Below are 16,795 nucleotides of genomic sequence, written 5' to 3'. Positions count from 1 at the left end.
AAGCGGTGGTGCCCTCAGAGCGCGGTGCAGGGGACCGGCCAGCGGCGGATGCGCGGGGGCAGCGCGACGGCCCAGCCCCCGGCGGCCAGCACCAGCCGCTCGGCGGTGAGCAGCGCCAGGGCCTCCGGGTCGACGGCGTCGAGCGGCGCGGGTTCCTGGAGGCGGAGGAAGGCGGCGAGCAGACCGGGGTGGTCGAGGGTGAGCCGTACGGCCGTGCCCCGCTGTCTGCGGTCCAGGACCGTGACGAAGCCGGGCCCGCGCCGGTGATGGAGGCTTCCGTAGGAGTAGGCGGCCCGCCAGTTCGCCAACTCGCCCTCGTGACCCGGCAGTTCCAGGGGCGGCGGGAGGTGGTGGAGCAGTCCGGGGTCGTACGACGGGCTGCCCGCGGCCCGCCAGGTGACGCGCAGCCCCCGGCTCTCGCACTCGCGCAGGAAGCGCACCGCCTCCGCCGTCGCCCGGCCCGTGCCGCTCAGGTCGAGCGCCCGCGCCACGTCGGCCTCGCGTCCGGCGAGCCGGTACGGCACCTCGCCGGGCGGCGCGCTCATGCGGCGCCCTCGGGCAGGCGGACCGGCTCGCCCCAGGTCGGCAGCGACACATAGGTGGCCCCGTCGCGGAACAGCAGGCCCAGCCGATGAGCGTGCCGGACCCACTCCGTCAGGGCCTGGAGCGCCGGCCCGGAGCCCTCGGCGGTCAGCATCCGGTGCAGGGCCGGGACGGTGCGGCCGTCCTGGAGGCTGCGCAGGGCGTCGGCCTGCCAGCCGGTGAAGCGGCGCACGGCCGGCGGCCGGCCCTGCCGGCGGTCGTGGACCACCAGGTGCTCCCCCTCCTCCTCGAACAGCAGCCGGGAGCCGGCGTGCCCGGCGCGCCACGCGGCCACGGCGTCCCGCAGGCGCCGCTCGACCGCTCCCCCGATGCCGGCGTCCTCGGTGTCGAACAGGTAGACCAGGTCGGCGAGTTCGTCCTCGGGCAGCTGGTAGACGTGCTGGTACATCCGGGCCGGGCGGCGCTTGCCGAAGCCGAGGCCCGGGTCGGTGAAGTGCGGGCTGAACCGCTCCAGCTGGATGCGGTGGGCGCCGCTCGGCGGCTGGAGGTGGACCAGCGCGGGGAGTTGGTCGATCACCGGTGTGTAGTCGTCGTCCGTCTCGCCGGGGAAGCCGTAGAGCAGGTTCCAGGAGCAGGTCAGGGCGTGGTTCTCGCACTCGCGCAGGGTGCGGACGTTGCGCGCGCCGGTGACGCCCTTGTCCATCAGGTCCAGCACCCGGCTGCCCAGGCTCTCGATGCCGGGCTGGATGTGCACGGCGCCGGACTCGCCGAGCAGCCGCACCTGGGCGGGGGTGAGGTTGGACTTGACCTCGTAGTGCAGCCGCAGGTCCCAGCCGCTGTCCCGCACGCGGGGCAGGAAGTCGCGGAAGTAGGCCATGTCGATGATGTTGTCGACGGTCACCACGTCGAGGACGCGGTGCCGGCGCACCAGCCGGGCGGTCTCCGCCCACAGCCGCTCCCCCGGCTTGGCCCGGAAGGTCATGGCGGAGCCGTTGAGCCCGCAGAAGGTGCAGTGGTGCTTCTCGCCCCACCAGCAGCCGCGGGCGCCCTCCACGACGAGCTTCGGATGGACGTACTCCCGCACCGGGGAGGCGTCCAGCGCGGCCTGCCACTGGTCGTAGTCGGGCTCGGGGATGTCGGCCGGGGCCACGGTCCGCCGGGCGGCGGGGTTGGCGCGCGGGACCGGGCCGTCCCACCAGCACAGTCCCGGCACGTCGACGGGGTCGGTGCCGTCCGCCAGGTGCCGTAACAGGGCCGGGAAGGCGTACTCGGCCTCGCCGCGGACCACGTGGTCGACGAAGGGGTGGTTGCGGTGCAGGGCATGGCCCATCGGCCCGTCGCAGTTGCTGCCGCCGAAGACCACCGTCAGCTCCGGCCGCCTGCGCTTGAGTTCCCGGGCGAGCGCGAGGGAGGCGACGTTCTGCATGAAGGTGCTGGTGAACCCGACGACGTCCGGCCGGGCCGCCAGCACCTCCTCGGCGCAGGCGGCGACGAACGCGGCGGCGTACGGCCGCATGGCGACGGCGGTGCCGATGAAGACGTCCCGCTCGGCGGCGTAGGCGCGCAGCCGGGCCAGACCCCAGTCCGGGTCGTCGTACAGGACGCCGGAGAAGACCCAGTCGCCGAGGCCGTGGAAGATGGCGTCGCTGCCGACGGAGACGTAGTCGCCCGGCCGCAGCCGGCCGCCGGAGCGCTCCAGCAGGAACTCCGCCCAGCGCAGCGAGCCGTGGAACTCGGTCACCTCGGCGGCGGGTTCGGCGCGCCGGACCAGCCGGTTCAGCAGGCCGAGCTGGAGCGAGGGCAGGTCGAGCGGATGCCAGGGCATCGTGACCAGGTGGACGCGCATGCTCAGCGGGTCGGCCGCTTCTCCAGGATCGCCGGCCGCCGCCCGGTGCCCCGCTCCTCCTCGCGGACCACGATCTTCTTGATCTCCATGCCGGTTCCTCCCCGTCGGCGCGCGAACACCCTTGTGCCGCACGGCCGTCCACCATATGGACAGATGTGTGTGCGACACAAGGGCGTCGTGTGACGGAGCGGGTGCCCGGCGGTCACAGGCGCGGGTCGACCGGCTCGGACTCCAGGGCGAGCACCCCGAACACCGCCTCGTGCACCCGCCACAGCGGCTCGCCGTCCGCGAGCCGGTCCAGGGCCTCCAGGCCGAGGGCGTACTCGCGCAGCGCGAGGGACCGCTTGTGGTTCAGGAACCGCTGCCGCAGCCTGGCGAGGTTGTCCGGGCGGGTGTACTCGGGGCCGTAGATGATCCGCAGGTACTCCCGGCCCCGGCACTTGACGCCGGGTTGCACCAGCCGCCCGTCGCCGCCCCGGACCAGGGCGCCGACCGGCTTGACGACCATGCCCTCGCCGCCTCGGCCGGTCATCTCCAGCCACCAGTCGACGCCCGCGCGCACCGACTCGGGGTCGCCGGTGTCGACGTACAGCCGCCGGGTGGTCTGCAGCAGCCCGGTGCCGTCGTGCTCCACCAGCCTGTCGATCAGGGCCAGTTGCTCGTCGTGCGGCAGCGCGGCGAGGCTGCGGCCCTGGACGGCGAGCAGCTGGAACGGGGCCAGGCGTACGCCGTCCAGGCCGTCGGTGGTCCAGCAGTAGCGGCGGTAGGCGGCGGTGAACGCGGCCGCGTCGGCCGCGCGCTCCCGCTGCCGCTCCAGCAGGCCGCCCACGTCCGCGCCCCGTGCGCCGGCGGCCTCCAGGGCGGCCAGCGCACCCGGGAACACCGCGCCGGACGCGGCGCCGACGGCCGCGTACTGGCTGCGCAGCAGGCCGGAGGCCTTCAGCGACCAGGGCATCAGCTCGGCGTCCAGCAGCAGCCAGTCGGTGGCCAGTTCGTCCCAGAGACCGGCGTCCGTGATCGCCGAGCGGAGCCGGCCGAGGATCTCCTCGGTCACCCGCGCGTCGTCGAAGAACGGGCGCCCGGTGCGGGTGTAGAGGGAACCTGTCGGGCCGTCCACGCCGAACCGCTTCCGCGCCGCCTCCGCGTCCCGGCACACCAGGGCCACCGCTCTGGAGCCCATGTGCTTCTCCTCGCACACGACCCGCTCGACGCCGTCCGCCGCGTACTGCGCGAAGGCCTCCTCGGGGTGCTCGAGGTAGCCCTCGGCCTTCGAGGTCGCCGTCGGCGCCATAGTCGGCGGCAGGTACGGCAGCAGCCGCGGGTCGATCGCGAAGCGGCTCATGACCTCCAGGGCCGCCGCCGCGTTCTCCTCGCGGACCGCCACCCGGCCGGCGTGCCGGGTCTCCACGGCCCGGCGGCCGTACACGTCCGCCAGGTCCAGCGGCCGGCCGTCCTGCCCGCCGGGCGCCTCGGAGCGCAGCGGCTTCGCCGGCTCGTACCAGACCCGCTCGGCCGGTACGTCGACCAGCTCGCGCTCCGGCCAGCGCAGCGCGGTCAGCTTGCCGCCGAAGACGGCGCCGGTGTCCAGGCAGATCGTGTTGTTGAGCCAGGTGGCCTCGGGGACCGGGGTGTGGCCGTAGACCACCGCCGCGCGGCCCCGGTAGTCCTCCGCCCAGGGATAGCGCACCGGCAGCCCGAACTCGTCGGTCTCGCCGGTGGTGTCGCCGTACAGGGCGTGGCTGCGGACCCGGCCGGAGGTGCGGCCGTGGTACTTCTCGGGCAGGCCGGCGTGGCACACGACCAGCCTGCCGCCGTCGAGGACGTAGTGGCTGACCAGTCCCGCGAGGAACGCGCGGACGCGCTCCTTGAACTCCTCGCTCTCGCCCTCCATCTGCGCGATGGTCTCGGCGAGCCCGTGGGTGTGCTGGACCTTGCGGCCCTTGAGGTAGCGGCCGTACTTGTTCTCGTGGTTGCCGGGCACGCACAGCGCGTTGCCCGACTCGGCCATCGCCATCACCCGGCGCAGCACGCCCGGGGTGTCGGGGCCGCGGTCGAGCAGGTCGCCGACGAACACGGCGGTACGGCCCTCGGGGTGGACGCCGTCGGCGTAGCCCAGCTTGGCGAGCAGCGCCTCCAGTTCGGCGGAGCAGCCGTGGACGTCGCCGATGATGTCGAAGGGGCCGGTGAGGTGGGTCAGGTCGTTGAAGCGCTTCTCGGTGACGACGGTGGCGTTCTCGGCCTCCTCGACGCCGCGCAGCACATGCACCTTGCGGAAGCCCTCGCGCTCCAGGTGGCGCAGGGAGCGACGCAGTTCGCGGACGTGCCGCTGGATGACCCGGCGGGGCATGTCGGCGCGGTCGGTGCGGGCCGCGTTGCGCTCGGCGCACACCTCCTCCGGTATGTCCAGCACGATGGCGATCGGCAGCACGTCGTACTGCCGGGCCAGGTCGAGCAGCTGGCGCCGGGCGTCCTGCTGCACGCTGGTGGCGTCCACGACGGTGCGGCGGCCGGCGGCCAGCCGCTTGCCGGCGATGTAGTGCAGCACGTCGAAGGCGTCCCGGGTGGCGCTCTGGTCGTTCTCGTCGTCGGAGACCAGACCGCGGCAGAAGTCGGAGGAGATCACCTCGGTGGGCTTGAAGTGCCGGCGGGCGAAGGTGGACTTGCCGGAGCCGGAGGCGCCGACGAGCACGACGAGGGAGAGGTCGGTGACGGGGAGCACCCGCCCCTGCTTCCGGATCTCGCTCATGCGGCCTTCGCCTCCTTCTCCGTCTTCTCGGTCTTCTCGGTCTTCTCGGTGCCGATCGTGAACACGGCCATCTGCGTGGGCGGGCCGACCTCGGGGTCGTCCGGTCCGACGGGCGCGAACCGCACGGAGTAGCCGTGCCGTCCGGCCACCGTCTGCGCCCAGGTGCGGAACTCCTCGCGCGTCCACTCGAAGCGGTGGTCGCCGTGCCGGGCGTGCCCGGCGGGCAAGGTCTCCCAGCGGACGTTGTACTCGACGTTCGGAGTGGTCACGAGGACCGTGCGCGGGCGGGCGTGCCCGAACACCGCGTACTCCAGGGCGGGCAGCCGGGGCAGGTCCAGGTGCTCGATCACCTCGCTGAGCACGGCGGCGTCGTAGCCCTTGAGCCGGTTGTCGGTGTAGGCGAGCGAGCCCTGCACGAGCCGGACGCGGGACGCCTGCCGCTCTCCCATGCGGTCGAGCCTGAGCCGCCGGGAGGCGATGGTGAGCGCCCGCACGGACACGTCGACGCCCAGGATCTCGGTGAACCGGACGTCCTTGAGCAGCTCCCGGACCAACTCGCCCTGCCCGCAGCCGAGGTCGAGGACGCGGGCGGCGCCGTGGTCGCGCAGGGCGGCGAGGATCGCCTCGCGGCGCTGGACGGCGAGCGGGACCGGCTTCTCCCCGGCCTCGGTCTCCCCGGCCTCGGTCTCCCCGGCGTCCCCCTGCCCGCGGTGCGTCGCCTCGGCATCCGTCCCCTCGGCATCCGCCTCGGTGTCCTCCGGCACGGCGTTGTCGATCTCCTCGACCTCGCTGTCGTCGGCCTCGGCCAGGCGGACCAGTTCCAGCCGCTCCATCGCCTGCCGGGTGAGCGACCAGCGGCGCGAGAGGTACCGGCTGGTGATCAGCTTCTGCTCCGGGTGGCCCGGCAGCCAGCCCTCACCGGCCCGCAGCAGCTTCTCGACCTCCTCGGAGGAGACCCAGTAGTGCTTGGCGTCGTCGAGGACCGGCAGCAGGACATACAGGTGACGCAGGGCCTCGGCGAGGGTCAGCGCCTCGGACTCCAGGACGAGACGCACATACCGCGAGTCGCCCCACTCGGGGAACTCGGCGTCCAGGGCGACCGGTTCGGCGGCGACCGTCCAGCCCAGCGGCTGGAAGAGCCGCCGTACCAGCTCCGGTCCGCCACGCGCGGGCAGCGCGGGCACCTCGATGCGCAACGGCCTTGGCCGGCCGGGAAGTCCGGGCCTGGCGTGGCAGGTGCCCTTCATCGCGCTGGAGAACACGCCGCTGAGCGCGACCGCGAGCAGCGAGGAGGCCGCGTAGGGGCGGTCGTTGACGTACTGGGCGAGGGCAGCGTCGGGGGCGCCGCCGCGTCCCTTGCCCCTGCCCCGCCGGACCAGCGCGAGCGTGTCGACCTCCAGCAGCAGCGCGGCCGTGCAGCGCCGGTCGTCCGCCTCCGGGTAGAAGACGTGCGCCGTGCCGTACGACGTGGAGAACTTCTGCGCCTTGCCGGGGTGCTTGTGCAGCAGGTACCCGAGGTCGGTGGCCGGGTGGGCGGCGTCGCCGCGCGTGGAGATCGTCAGGAACACACGTCCGAGTCTTCCGGTATCCAGCCGCGCCGACCACCGGTTTTCTCATCGTGCCCCGGTCGTCACGACGCGTGGCCTGCGATCTTCCGCGCCTTCCGAATCGCCCGCTCCTCGGCCGCCCGCAGCGCGTCGAGGCTCTGCCGGTGCCGGACGATGGCGGCCTTCTGGGTCCGGACCTCCAAGGCGTGGACGGCGGGGACGTAGCCGGTGCCGAGCTTGCAGCGGGCGTCGGCGGTCGCCGTCCTCCTCTCCTTCTCCGACGGTTCGGTGTGCCCGAACCAGTCGGAGTCGTAGGCGGCCTTGTCCGGGCTGGCGTAGCGGAAGCCCTTCTTCTTCATGCAGGCCGACCACGCCCGGTCCGCCTCCTTCCAGGCGGGGTCCTTGCTCGCCTGCTCGCGGGAGTCGTGCCAGAGTTCGAGGGCGAGCGAGTAGTAGCCGGTCAGCTTGATGCCGGCGACCTCGGCCGGCTTGGGCGGGGCGCCGTAGATCTTGCGCATCGCCTGGCCCAGGCAGCCGCCCTCGGGGATGCGGTGGCCGTGGGCGACGTGGCTGTCGCCGGGCTCGAAGGATCCGGTGAGCGCGGCGTACTGGTCGGCGGGCCACCTCTGGTACCGGCCGGCGGAGTCCGGCGTGCGGTTGTGGTAGCCGTGTCCGGCGGCCAGGTCGGGGTCGACGACGCCGTACGGCGTGTCGTCGCCGGGCATGCCGGCGTCCTCCGTGACCGTGTCCTGCCGGACCGGGTCGGTCGACGCGACGGACTCGGTGTCGAGGGTCGCGAACCCGGTGAAGCCCAGCCGGACCATGCACTGCTTCCCGAGGATCCACTGGGCCCTGCCGACGGCCTTCGCGCCGTCCGACCCGGAATCGGGGACGTAGGCGTGCAGCGGGAGCGCCGCCATGGTGTTGAGGCCGCGGGCCTTGCCGGCGGGGTCGTCGTGACCGGCGAACTGGCAGGCCGACAGGGCGAACAGGCCGGTGAGGGCGAGGGGGAGGACTCTGCGCACCCGGTCATCCGATCAGCTCCGGATCACGGGCGCCGTGATGGAACCCACAGTTCCGGCACGGCGACTTCACAGATGTGTCACGAGCACATCAGGGGCGTCGGCCTCCGCGAGCCGCCGGGCCGGTGAGAACGGTGCGCCAGGGCGGAAATGCAGGTGCGCCGGCGCACGGGCCGGGTTACGGTCACACCCATGGATGTCACCGGCCGGAACACCACCGCGACCGCGCGAGCGACCAGCTCGCCGGTTGCCGCCGCCTGACGTTCCTCTGTCCACCGGCGACCGGAAACGGCCCGTCGGTGCTTCCCCGGCATCCTCGCCCTCCTGCCCGGTGCGACGACCGCACGGTCCCGTTCTCCGGTGCCTCCCCCGCCCTGCCGCAAAGGAGTCACCCCCATGAACACCGATCTGGTCATCCGCACGTTCATCGAGTACTTCGAGGAGCGCGGCCACCGCCGGATCTCCGGCTCGACGCTCCTGCCACCGCCCGGCGACCCGGTGCTGTTCACCACCTCCGGTATGCATCCGCTCACCCCGTATCTGGAGGGGCGGCCCCATCCCCTGGGCAGGCGGCTGGTCAATGTGCAGCGCTGTCTGCGCACCACGGACCTTGAGGAGGTCGGCGACGCCACCCATCTGACCGTGTTCCAGATGCTCGGCACCTGGTCGCTGGGCGACTACGAGGGCCCGCTGAGCCTCGACTGGGGATACGGGCTGCTCACGGAGGGACTGGGCGTCGATCCGGGCCTGCTGCACGCCACCGTGTTCGGCGGCGACGAGCGGCTCGGGCCGGACACCGCTTCGCTGCGGCTGTGGCAGGAGCGCGGTGTCCCCGTCGAGCTCACCGTGGAGGACAACTGGTGGTCCAACGGCCCGGTGGGCCCCTGCGGGCCCGACTCGGAGATCTTCCTGTGGACCGGCGACACCCCGCCCCGGTCGACCCCCACCCGCGACGACCGCTGGGTGGAGGTGTGGAACCACGTGATGATGCGTCATCGCCGTCTGGAGGACGGTTCCGTGGTGCCGCTGCCGCAGCGCAACGTGGACACCGGGCTGGGCGTCGAACGGCTCGCCTCGCTGCTCCAGGGCAGGTCGTCGGTGTTCGAGTGTGACGTCTTCGACCCCTGGCGCCGTCTCCTGCCGCCCCTGTGGCCGCTGGACGAACCGTCGCTGCGCCTGGTCTGCGACCATCTGCGCTCGGCCGTCGTGGTCATCGGCGACGGGGTGCGCCCGGCCGCCACCGGGCGGGGCTACGTGCTGCGCCGCCTGGTGCGACGGGTGCTCACCGTGCTGTGGCGGGACGACCGCTCGCGCAGCCTCGGAGACCTGCCGCAGGAACTGGTCGTGCACACCCTCGACCACTTCCGGCAGCACGGGGACCCCGGCGCCGTGCACCGGCTGCTGCTGGAGGAGGAGCGGCGGTTCGGCCGGCTTCTGGAACGCGGCCGGCAGGTGCTCGCCCGGCCGCGGTTCCGGGGCCCGCTGACGGACGAGGACTTCCACCATCTCCACGACACCCACGGCCTGCCCCGCGATCTGGTCATGAGCCTGCGGGAGGAGTGACGTGCCCCGTGACCGGAGCCGTGGTTCCGGTCACGGGGCACGTCGTCACGGCGGGGTGGGGCCCGCCTTCCCGGCGGTCGTGCGCCTACGACAGCTGCGCCTGGACCTGCGCGGAGATCAGTTCCAGGTGGTCCAGGTCGTCGAGGTCCAGGATCTGCAGATAGATCCGCCGGGAGCCGATCTCGGCGTACCGGCCGATCTTGTCGACGACCTCGGCGGGCGAGCCGGCCAGGCCGTTGGCCTTCAGTTCGTCCACCTCGCGGCCGATCGCGGCGGCGCGGCGGGCGACCTCCCGGTCGTCCCGGCCGACGCAGACCACGAGCGCATTGGAGTACGTCAGCGCGTCCGCGCCCCGCCCGGCCGCCTCGGCCGCCGCACGCACCCGGCCGAACTGCCGCGCGCTGTCCTCGACGGAGGCGAAGGGGATGTTGAACTCGTCCGCGTACTGCGCGGCCAGCCGCGGCGTACGGGTCGCGCCGTGGCCGCCGATGAGCACCGGGACCTTCGTCTGGGCGGGCTTGGGCAGCGCGGGCGAGTCGGTCAGGTCGTAGTACGTGCCGTGGAAGTCGAAGGTCTTGCCCACCTCGGTCGCCCACAGCCCGGTGATGATCGCCAGCTGCTCCTCCAGCCGGGCGAACTTCTCCTTCGGGAACGGGATGCCGTACGCCCGGTGCTCCTCCTCGAACCAGCCCGCGCCGAGGCCCAGCTCCACCCGGCCGCCGGACATCTGGTCGACCTGGGCGACCTGGATGGCGAGCACGCCGGGCAGCCGGAAGGTGCCGGCCGTCATCAGCGTGCCGAGGCGGATGCGGCGGGTCTCGCGGGCCAGGCCGGCCAGGGTGATCCAGGCGTCCGTGGGGCCGGGCAGGCCGTCGGCGTTGCCCATGCGCAGGTAGTGGTCGGAACGGAAGAAGGCGTCGAAGCCGAGGTCCTCGGTGGCCTTCGCCACGGCGAGCAAGGTGTCGTAGGTGGCCCCCTGCTGGGGCTCGGTGAAGATTCGAAGGTCCATACATCTATCCTGCACACCGCGTCCCCGGTCATGTGCCCAGGGCGCCCGACGGGCTGTTGCGGCGGCCGTTCTCCCGCACCGCCGCCTCCTCCCCCTCCGGTCTCTCGTCCCCGTGCAGTGCCGCCTCCCCCCGTAACGTCTCCATCCGTAACGTCTCCACCCGTAGTGCCTCGTCCCGCAACGTCTCGTCCCGCTGTAACGCCTCCTCGCGCGCCGCCAGCTTGCGCAGCATCTCGACGACGCGGTCGCGGGACTCGTCGGCCGCGTCGATGGCCTCCATGCACTGCCAGTACGTCGTCTCGTCGTCGGCCGAACTCGCCATGCCGACCAGGGCGATGCCGACCTCGCCGAGCAGGCCCCCGAGGCAGAGCAGGGTCTCGCGGGCGTCGGCCAGCTCGGTGAGCTGGGCGGCGCGCAGGGCGCCCAGGTCCAGTTCGGGCGGGTCCAGGACTCCGCAGCCCCGGCCCGCCAGCTCGGTCAGGCCGAGCGCCTCGCCGCGGAGCTCCGGCGGGCCGGAGACGGCAAGCCGGCTGCCGATCGCCTGGGCCAGGGCCTGGGCCTGCCAGACCTCCGTCATGATCTCGCCCGCGTCGGCGCCGCACGCCAGCGCACGCCTGCTCGACAGGATGAGCCGTATCGCATCCATGCGTCGCCCCCGTCCCTTCCGCGTGCCCCCTCGCACGCCCGCCGGAACTCCCTTGTCCACTACCCAGAGTGAAGGACCTGAGGACGAAAAGCCAGAGGTAGACCGAAATCTGTGGACAACAATTCGGATTCGACAGGCGATTTGACTGCGGAGAGTGATAACGGAGTTCAGGAGTCCGGCCCTTGGGGGCGCACGGCTGCGTTCTGCGCTCCAGGTACGGGGAAACGCTGTTCGTTGCGGTCGATCTTGGCGTCCAGGGCGGCCAGCGGGTCGATGCCGAGGACCTGGCAGAACTGCAGCAGATAGGCGAGGACGTCGGCGACCTCGTCGGTGACCCGGTGCGCGGTGCCGGGGTCGTCCATCACCCGCGCGGACTCCTCCGGCGTCAGCCACTGGAAGATCTCCATCAGTTCGGAGGCCTCCACGCTGAGCGCGGCGACGAGGTTCTTGGGGGTGTGGTAGGGCTGCCAGTTCCGCGCGGCCGCGAACTCGGCGAGCCGGCGCTGCAGCCGGGCGAGGTCGAGAGGTTCCGTCACGCGTCCAGGTGTACCACCGTGACGCCGTCGGTCCCGGTGGCCCATGAGGCGTCGCTGACCGCGGCGACGCAGCGGATGTGCCCGCGCTCGCCCATCCGGGCCGCGGTCGACAGCAGTTCGCGGCGCTGGACGGGGTCGAGGCCGCGGTCGAAGCCGTCGGCGAGGACGGTGAGGGTGCGCAGCGCGTCGGGCACCTCTCCCGGGGTGTCCACGGCCAGCACGCCGGGCCCGGTCAGCAGCACCAGCGTCAGCGCGAGGTAGCGGAGTTCGCCGTCGCCCAGGCGGGCGAGTTCGGTGCGCGGGCCGTCGCCGCGGTCGAGCAGCGCCCGTACCGTGCCGTCGGGCAGCGGTTCGGCGAGGAGGTCGGTCACCGGGCCCGCGCATCCGGCGCGCAGCGCGTCGACCAGCAGCCCGTGCCGGCGGCTGCACTCGGCCCGGGTGCGCCACAGCACGTCGGCGAGGTTGTCGCAGCCGGGCAGCAGCCGGCCGGAGCCGGTGGGCACGGGGCGGCGCATGCACTCGGGCCGGGGATCGCAGGGGAACACGGACCGCAGCGCGACCACCATCTGCTCGGCGGCGGCGAGCACCTGCCGCTGCCCGTCCGTCTTGCCGGCCACGCGCAGCGGCAGCAGGGCGGTGCCGAGGCGGTCGTCGGGCAGCGGGGCGCGGGTCACCGGGGCGGCGCCCGCGGTGTGCCAGGCGGCCTGGACGCTGCGGCGGCCGGGGTCGCGCAGCGCGGTCTCCAGCAGGACCACGCCGCCCGCGGTCAGCCGCTCGCCGACGATCCTGAGGTCCGGTTCGGCCTGTACGGCGAGGTCGAGCCGGACCGGTCCCTCGGCGCCGTCGGCCGTGCACCCGATCCGGAAGCCCCGGCGCCCGCCGGCATCGGGACGCGCCCGCTCCGGCACACAGGCCACCGGGTCCGGGAACGCCTCGCACAAGGAGGCACCGCCGCCGAGCCGGGCGAGCGCCTCGTACGCCGCCAGCGCCGTCGTCTTCCCGGCACCGCTGCGCCCGGCGAACAGGGTGACGGCGCCCAGCGCGAACCCGGCCCGCCGGTGCCCGGCGAAGGCCGACAGCCGCAACTCGGTGATCCGGGCCCGCACGTCCAGGGACTGACGGGACTGCGCGGGGACGGTCGGGGCGGACACCTCGGCGGCGGGAGGCTCAGCGGACACGGAAGGCACGGCCATGCCCGGACCGTAGGCCCCGCCCCGTCTGCCGAACCGTTTGAGCACCGGCGCCTTCCCACGATCGAGCGGTCCGCCCGCCGTCAAACACACCCCGCCCCGCCCGGACGAGTGACCCGGAAACCCCGACGCCGACCACCTGCCCGGAGGGCCACCCGCGCCACGCACGCCCGCCCGGCGCCGAGCCCCGCGGGCCGACGCACCGCCTCTCCGATCGCCCGCCGAAAGCACCCCACGGAGCCCGCCGACCGCCTGCAGCCCCGCCCGAAGAGCCGGGATGTCGATCGCCCATCGGAGGCCCCGCTCAAAGCACCCTGGGAGTCCACCGACCGCCGCAGAAACCGCTCAACCGACCCGGAACCCGCCAGCACCGCCTGCGGCCCCCTCAACCCGCCCGGAGCCCCCCGCGTCGCCCTGCGGCCCAGCTCAACCTCGCCCGAAAAGCCGAGGGCGTCAGAAGCACACCGGCGGCTTCCCGCTCGGCCCGCCCCGGCGTGGCCGCTCTCGCTTCCCTGGCGTTCAGCCGCCCGAGACTCCCACGCCCTCCATCAAGCCGCTCACCTCGGTGCCCGGCGGGGTGAGGAGGAAGACGTTGCGGTCGACGCGGTGCATGCCGCTGCCCAGGCCGAAGACGACGCCGGTGCTGAAGTCGAGGACGCGCTTGGCGACCTCGTTCTCCGCGCCGGTCAGATCGAGCAGGACCGGCGCGCCGGCCATCAGGGTCTCGGCGACGTCGCGGGCGTCCGCGAAGACGTTGACGCGCAGGACCACGAACCGGCGCCGGGTCTCGGTCTCGGCGTCCGGCAGCGAGCGGTGGTTCACCGCGGACGGCCAGGCGTCCCGGCCCCGCAGCGGCACGACCTGGGCGAGCCCCTCCCACTGTTCATCGGTGACGTCGTAGCGGCTCACCGGCTCCCCCCGACCTGACTCGCACTCGATGCCTGCACCAGCCAATTCTTACGCCAAGTCACCCGTTCAGCCCAACAGCGACACACTGCGCGACCGATCCGGTGCGACGTGGCCGGGAGCGACCCGCGCCACATGTACGATTACGCCCGCTTCTTACCGCCCTCATACCGTTCTCTTCACCCCGCGCCACGTGTCGCACATCCGTCCCCGATAGCGTCCATTCCCGTGCACTTGGCAGAAACACAGCAGGTGACAGCCGGCCGGCGGACGCAGTCGGCGGTGTCCGCCGTTCCGGTCGCCCGCGCGGAGATCCACGAACCTCCCGCGCAGTGGCATCGCGTGCTGACGCTGCTCGCCGACGTCAGCCTGTTCATCGGCACCCGCGCGGTGTGGACGCAGGCGGCCACGCACAAGCTGGTCCTCGCCGCGGTCATCTCCGTCTGCTACGCCTCGATCCTGGTGACCGGCGTGCTCACGCTGACCGTCCGCCGGGCGCGCTCCCTGGCCCGCCTGGACGCGGTGGTGCTGGTGACCGCGATCGCGCTCACCCTGTGCACCTGGGCGCTGAACCACGCGGGCGGCGACGAGGCCGTCCTGACCACGCAGGCCGCCCACCAGATCGCGCACGGACACCAGGTGTACGACCAGCCCTGGCCGTGGCTGTTCCGCATCAAGGGCGTCGCCCTGACCGCCACGACGACCGGCGGCTACGACTTCACGTACGGCTATCCCCCGCTGGCGCCGCTGCTCACCGTGCCCTTCCTGTGGATCGGCCACGCCGGCGCCCCGGCGACGCTGGCGGTGACGGTCGTCCTGATCCTGGGCGCGGTCGTGCTGTGGCGGCTGCTGCCGGCGCCGTGGCGTTCGGCGGCCACGATGGTCTGCCTGGGCTTCAGTTTCCTGCCTATGTACGCCCGTCAGGGCTACCCGGCGATCATCGGGCTGGTCCTGCTGGTGCCGGTGGTGATGCGCTGGCCGAGGTTCGGTGCCGGGGGCCGGCTGGGCGCGGCCGGGATCGCGCGGGCGGCGTGCATCGGCGCCGCGTGCGCGGCACAGCAACTGCCCTGGTTCGTCACCCCGTTCCTGCTGGCCGGGATCTACGCCGTGCGCCGCGGTGAACTCGGCGGGCGCGAGGCCGCGCGGGTGGTGCTGCGGATCGCCGGGACCGCCGCCCTGACCTGGCTGCTGATCAACGCCTACTTCATCGTCACCGAGCCGGGGCCGTGGCTGGACGGCATCGCCCTGCCGCTGACCCAGGGCGCGGTGCTGCACGGCCAGGGCCTGGTCGACGTCTCCCTGTACTTCACCCACGGCAGCGACCGGCTCGACTGGTACGGGCACGCCAGCATGCTGCTCGCCGCCGCCCTGTTCGTGCTGTTCGTGTTGTTCGTACGGCGGCTCGGCCCGGCCGCGACCGTGCTGCCCTGGTGCGCCTTCTACCTGGCGACCCGCTCCCAGGACGGCTACTACCTGATGTACACGCCGCTGTGGCTGACGGCGGCGGTCAGCGCGCCCCTGCAGGAGTTCAGGAACGCGTGGCAGCCGCGTCCCCGGTGGCTGACGGGCAGGCGCCGCCGGCCGGCCCTGGCGGCGGCCGTGGTGGTGCTGGTGCTGCCCGCGCTGGTGAGCGCGACCCTGGCGGTGACGGGGAAGCCGCCGCTGAGCATGGACATCACGGCGAACCGGCACGGCCCGCGGCACACGCTGTCGGCGCTGACCGTGAAGGTGACCAACACCGGCGGCACCGCGCTGACCCCGCACTACATGCTGACGTCCGGCCAGGGCATGAGCCGGTACTGGTCGCTGGCGCACGGCCCGGCCACGATCCCCGCGCACACCACGGCGACCGTCGAACTGCGCGCGCCCAAGGGCGGATACCCGTTGCCCGGGAAGAAGTACACGCACATCCGGCTGCGCGCCTTCACGGCGACCCCGCAGACGCTCTCCACCAAGGACGTGAGCCGCGCCGAGCTGGGCATCCAGGACGCGGCCGGCAACGGCCACCGCGCGCCGAAGCGCTGAGCGGGCCCCTCAGGCCCCCGTCGGCCGGAAGCGCAGGCTCGCCGTCACCGTGGTGAGGCCGCGCATCATGCCCAGCTGGTTCCAGCCCATGCCGAACTGCTCGCGGTCCACGGTGAACTCCGCGTCCAGGGTGAGCGCGTCGCCGTCGGCGCCGGCCAGGTGTGCGGTGAAGGTGACCGGCTTGCTGACGCCCCGCACGGTCAGCCGGCCGGTGACCCGTACGGCGTCGCCGTCGAGGCGCTCGGCGGCGCGGACGGCGAAGGTGATCTCCGGGTGCTCGGCGGCGTCGAAGAAGTCGGCGGAGCGCAGGTGGGTGTCCCGCTTGGCGTGCCCGGTGTCCAGGGAGGCCGCCTCGAGGGTCACGGTGCCGGTGGCCGAGCCGTCGGCCTGCACCTCTCCGCCGCCGGTGACGCCGGTGAACGTGCCCTTCACGGTGACGAGCCCCCAGAAGGTCTTGTGCCGCAGCGCCACGGTGGACGCGGCGGGGTCGAGCTGCCAGGTGCCTGTCTGCACGGCGACGGTCATGGTCGTGCTCCCGAGGTAAGTGGTTCAAATTTGGACGATGAGCGCCACGCTAGCTGCTCATCCAAATTTGGACAACCCTTCCGGTCCTTCCGGTGACAAGGTGTCCAAAATTGGACAACAGGTAGACTCGAGCCATGTCCGCCCCCGACGCGCATCCCGCCGACCGGCTCCGCTGCCCCGCTTCGGCCGGCAGCCTGCTGCCCGCCGAGCTGCGCGCCTGGATGATCCTGCTGGCCGCCACCGGCACCGTGGAGCAGCGGCTGCGGTCGGCCGTGAAGGAGACCCTCGACGTCTCCCACGACGAGTTCCTGATCCTGTGCCTGCTGGCGGAACAGCCGCGCACCGGGCTGCGCATGACCCAGGTCGCCGACCTCCTCGGCCGCCCCAAGACCCGGCTCACCTACCAGATCGCCTGCCTGCAGCGGTCCGGTCTGGTCGCCCGCACGTCCGTGTGCGGCGACAGGCGCGGCGTCCAGGTCGCCCTCACCGACAAGGCCCGCGACCTGCTGGCCGAGACCTCCGCGCTGCTCGCCACGACCGTCCGGCAGGCCCTCGCCGACTCCATGGGTCCCGACCAGCGCGCCGCCGTGTGCGCGCTCGTACCCGACCTTCCCGAGCCCGGCGAAGCCGCCTCCCAGGGCTGAGCGACGCAGGTCACAAAGGCAAGAGGAGAAACCTCACAGGGCTGCGT

The 16,795-nt window shown here is 73.1% G+C and carries 13 protein-coding genes and 1 pseudogene; 3 read left to right on the top strand and 11 right to left on the bottom strand.

The features are described 5' to 3' along the window. Positions 1-14: 14 nt before the first annotated feature. The 5 genes from ACGFZN_RS19110 to ACGFZN_RS19090 all read right to left on the bottom strand — a co-directional run bounded on the left by ACGFZN_RS19110 (position 15) and on the right by ACGFZN_RS19090 (position 7,707). Positions 15-545 (bottom strand): DUF5825 family protein, encoded by a 531-nt coding sequence (locus ACGFZN_RS19110; RefSeq protein ID WP_393859635.1) that lies wholly within the window; start codon positions 543-545, stop codon positions 15-17. After that, on the bottom strand, positions 542-2,389 hold the full coding sequence (locus tag ACGFZN_RS19105; protein WP_393859634.1) for a RiPP maturation radical SAM C-methyltransferase: 1,848 nt from the start codon (positions 2,387-2,389) through the stop codon (positions 542-544). Before ACGFZN_RS19105 ends, ACGFZN_RS19110 begins: the two co-directional genes overlap by 4 nt. A 202-nt stretch (positions 2,390-2,591) precedes the next feature. After that, entirely contained in the window at positions 2,592-5,135 is a 2,544-nt protein-coding gene (locus ACGFZN_RS19100; RefSeq protein WP_393859633.1) for a polynucleotide kinase-phosphatase, read from the bottom strand. Further along, entirely contained in the window at positions 5,132-6,703 is a 1,572-nt protein-coding gene (locus tag ACGFZN_RS19095) for a 3' terminal RNA ribose 2'-O-methyltransferase Hen1 (RefSeq protein ID WP_393859632.1), read from the bottom strand. Before ACGFZN_RS19095 ends, ACGFZN_RS19100 begins: the two co-directional genes overlap by 4 nt. 62 nt (positions 6,704-6,765) lie before the next feature. Continuing rightward, on the bottom strand, positions 6,766-7,707 hold the full coding sequence (locus ACGFZN_RS19090; protein ID WP_393859631.1) for a hypothetical protein: 942 nt from the start codon (positions 7,705-7,707) through the stop codon (positions 6,766-6,768). 393 nt (positions 7,708-8,100) lie between these two features. Between ACGFZN_RS19090 and ACGFZN_RS19085 the strand changes: the two genes are divergently transcribed. Further along, positions 8,101-9,267 carry an alanine--tRNA ligase-related protein gene (locus tag ACGFZN_RS19085; RefSeq protein WP_393859630.1) on the top strand — a complete coding sequence of 389 codons (1,167 nt, stop codon included), beginning with the start codon at positions 8,101-8,103 and terminating at the stop codon, positions 9,265-9,267. An 85-nt stretch (positions 9,268-9,352) separates the two neighbouring features. Here ACGFZN_RS19085 and ACGFZN_RS19080 read toward each other — a convergent pair whose 3' ends face one another. The 5 genes and pseudogenes from ACGFZN_RS19080 to ACGFZN_RS19060 form a co-directional block, all read right to left on the bottom strand. Then, positions 9,353-10,276, bottom strand: a complete 924-nt coding sequence (locus tag ACGFZN_RS19080) for an LLM class F420-dependent oxidoreductase (RefSeq protein WP_393859629.1) — start codon at positions 10,274-10,276, stop codon at positions 9,353-9,355. A gap of 187 nt (positions 10,277-10,463) precedes the next feature. Further along, positions 10,464-10,922: pseudogene (locus ACGFZN_RS19075) on the bottom strand (DUF6099 family protein); the annotation flags it as partial. Positions 10,923-11,089: 167 nt separating this feature from the next. Continuing rightward, the gene (locus ACGFZN_RS19070; RefSeq protein WP_393859628.1) at positions 11,090-11,458 is read right to left on the bottom strand and encodes a nucleotide pyrophosphohydrolase; all 369 of its coding nucleotides are present in this window, start codon (positions 11,456-11,458) and stop codon (positions 11,090-11,092) included. Continuing rightward, positions 11,455-12,651 carry an ATP-binding protein gene (locus ACGFZN_RS19065; protein ID WP_393859627.1) on the bottom strand — a complete coding sequence of 399 codons (1,197 nt, stop codon included), beginning with the start codon at positions 12,649-12,651 and terminating at the stop codon, positions 11,455-11,457. The genes ACGFZN_RS19070 and ACGFZN_RS19065 overlap by 4 nt, the downstream gene beginning before the upstream one ends. A 516-nt stretch (positions 12,652-13,167) precedes the next feature. Further along, positions 13,168-13,557, bottom strand: a complete 390-nt coding sequence (locus ACGFZN_RS19060) for a cell division protein SepF (RefSeq protein WP_393859626.1) — start codon at positions 13,555-13,557, stop codon at positions 13,168-13,170. Positions 13,558-13,836: 279 nt separating this feature from the next. Between ACGFZN_RS19060 and ACGFZN_RS19055 the strand changes: the two genes are divergently transcribed. Next, positions 13,837-15,579 carry a hypothetical protein gene (locus ACGFZN_RS19055; protein WP_393859625.1) on the top strand — a complete coding sequence of 581 codons (1,743 nt, stop codon included), beginning with the start codon at positions 13,837-13,839 and terminating at the stop codon, positions 15,577-15,579. Positions 15,580-15,588: 9 nt separating this feature from the next. On the opposite strand, the gene ACGFZN_RS19050 is transcribed toward ACGFZN_RS19055, so the two are convergent. After that, positions 15,589-16,104, bottom strand: a complete 516-nt coding sequence (locus ACGFZN_RS19050) for a YceI family protein (protein ID WP_393859624.1) — start codon at positions 16,102-16,104, stop codon at positions 15,589-15,591. A gap of 134 nt (positions 16,105-16,238) precedes the next feature. Here ACGFZN_RS19050 and ACGFZN_RS19045 point away from each other — a divergent pair, with 134 nt between their 5' ends. Beyond that, positions 16,239-16,748 carry a MarR family winged helix-turn-helix transcriptional regulator gene (locus ACGFZN_RS19045; protein ID WP_393859623.1) on the top strand — a complete coding sequence of 170 codons (510 nt, stop codon included), beginning with the start codon at positions 16,239-16,241 and terminating at the stop codon, positions 16,746-16,748. Positions 16,749-16,795 lie beyond the last annotated feature (47 nt).

Origin of the sequence: Streptomyces sp. NPDC048192 (assembly GCF_043202415.1) — a bacterium.
Taxonomy (GTDB): Bacteria; Actinomycetota; Actinomycetes; order Streptomycetales; family Streptomycetaceae; genus Streptomyces.
This window is presented reverse-complemented; position numbering and strand designations above follow the sequence as displayed.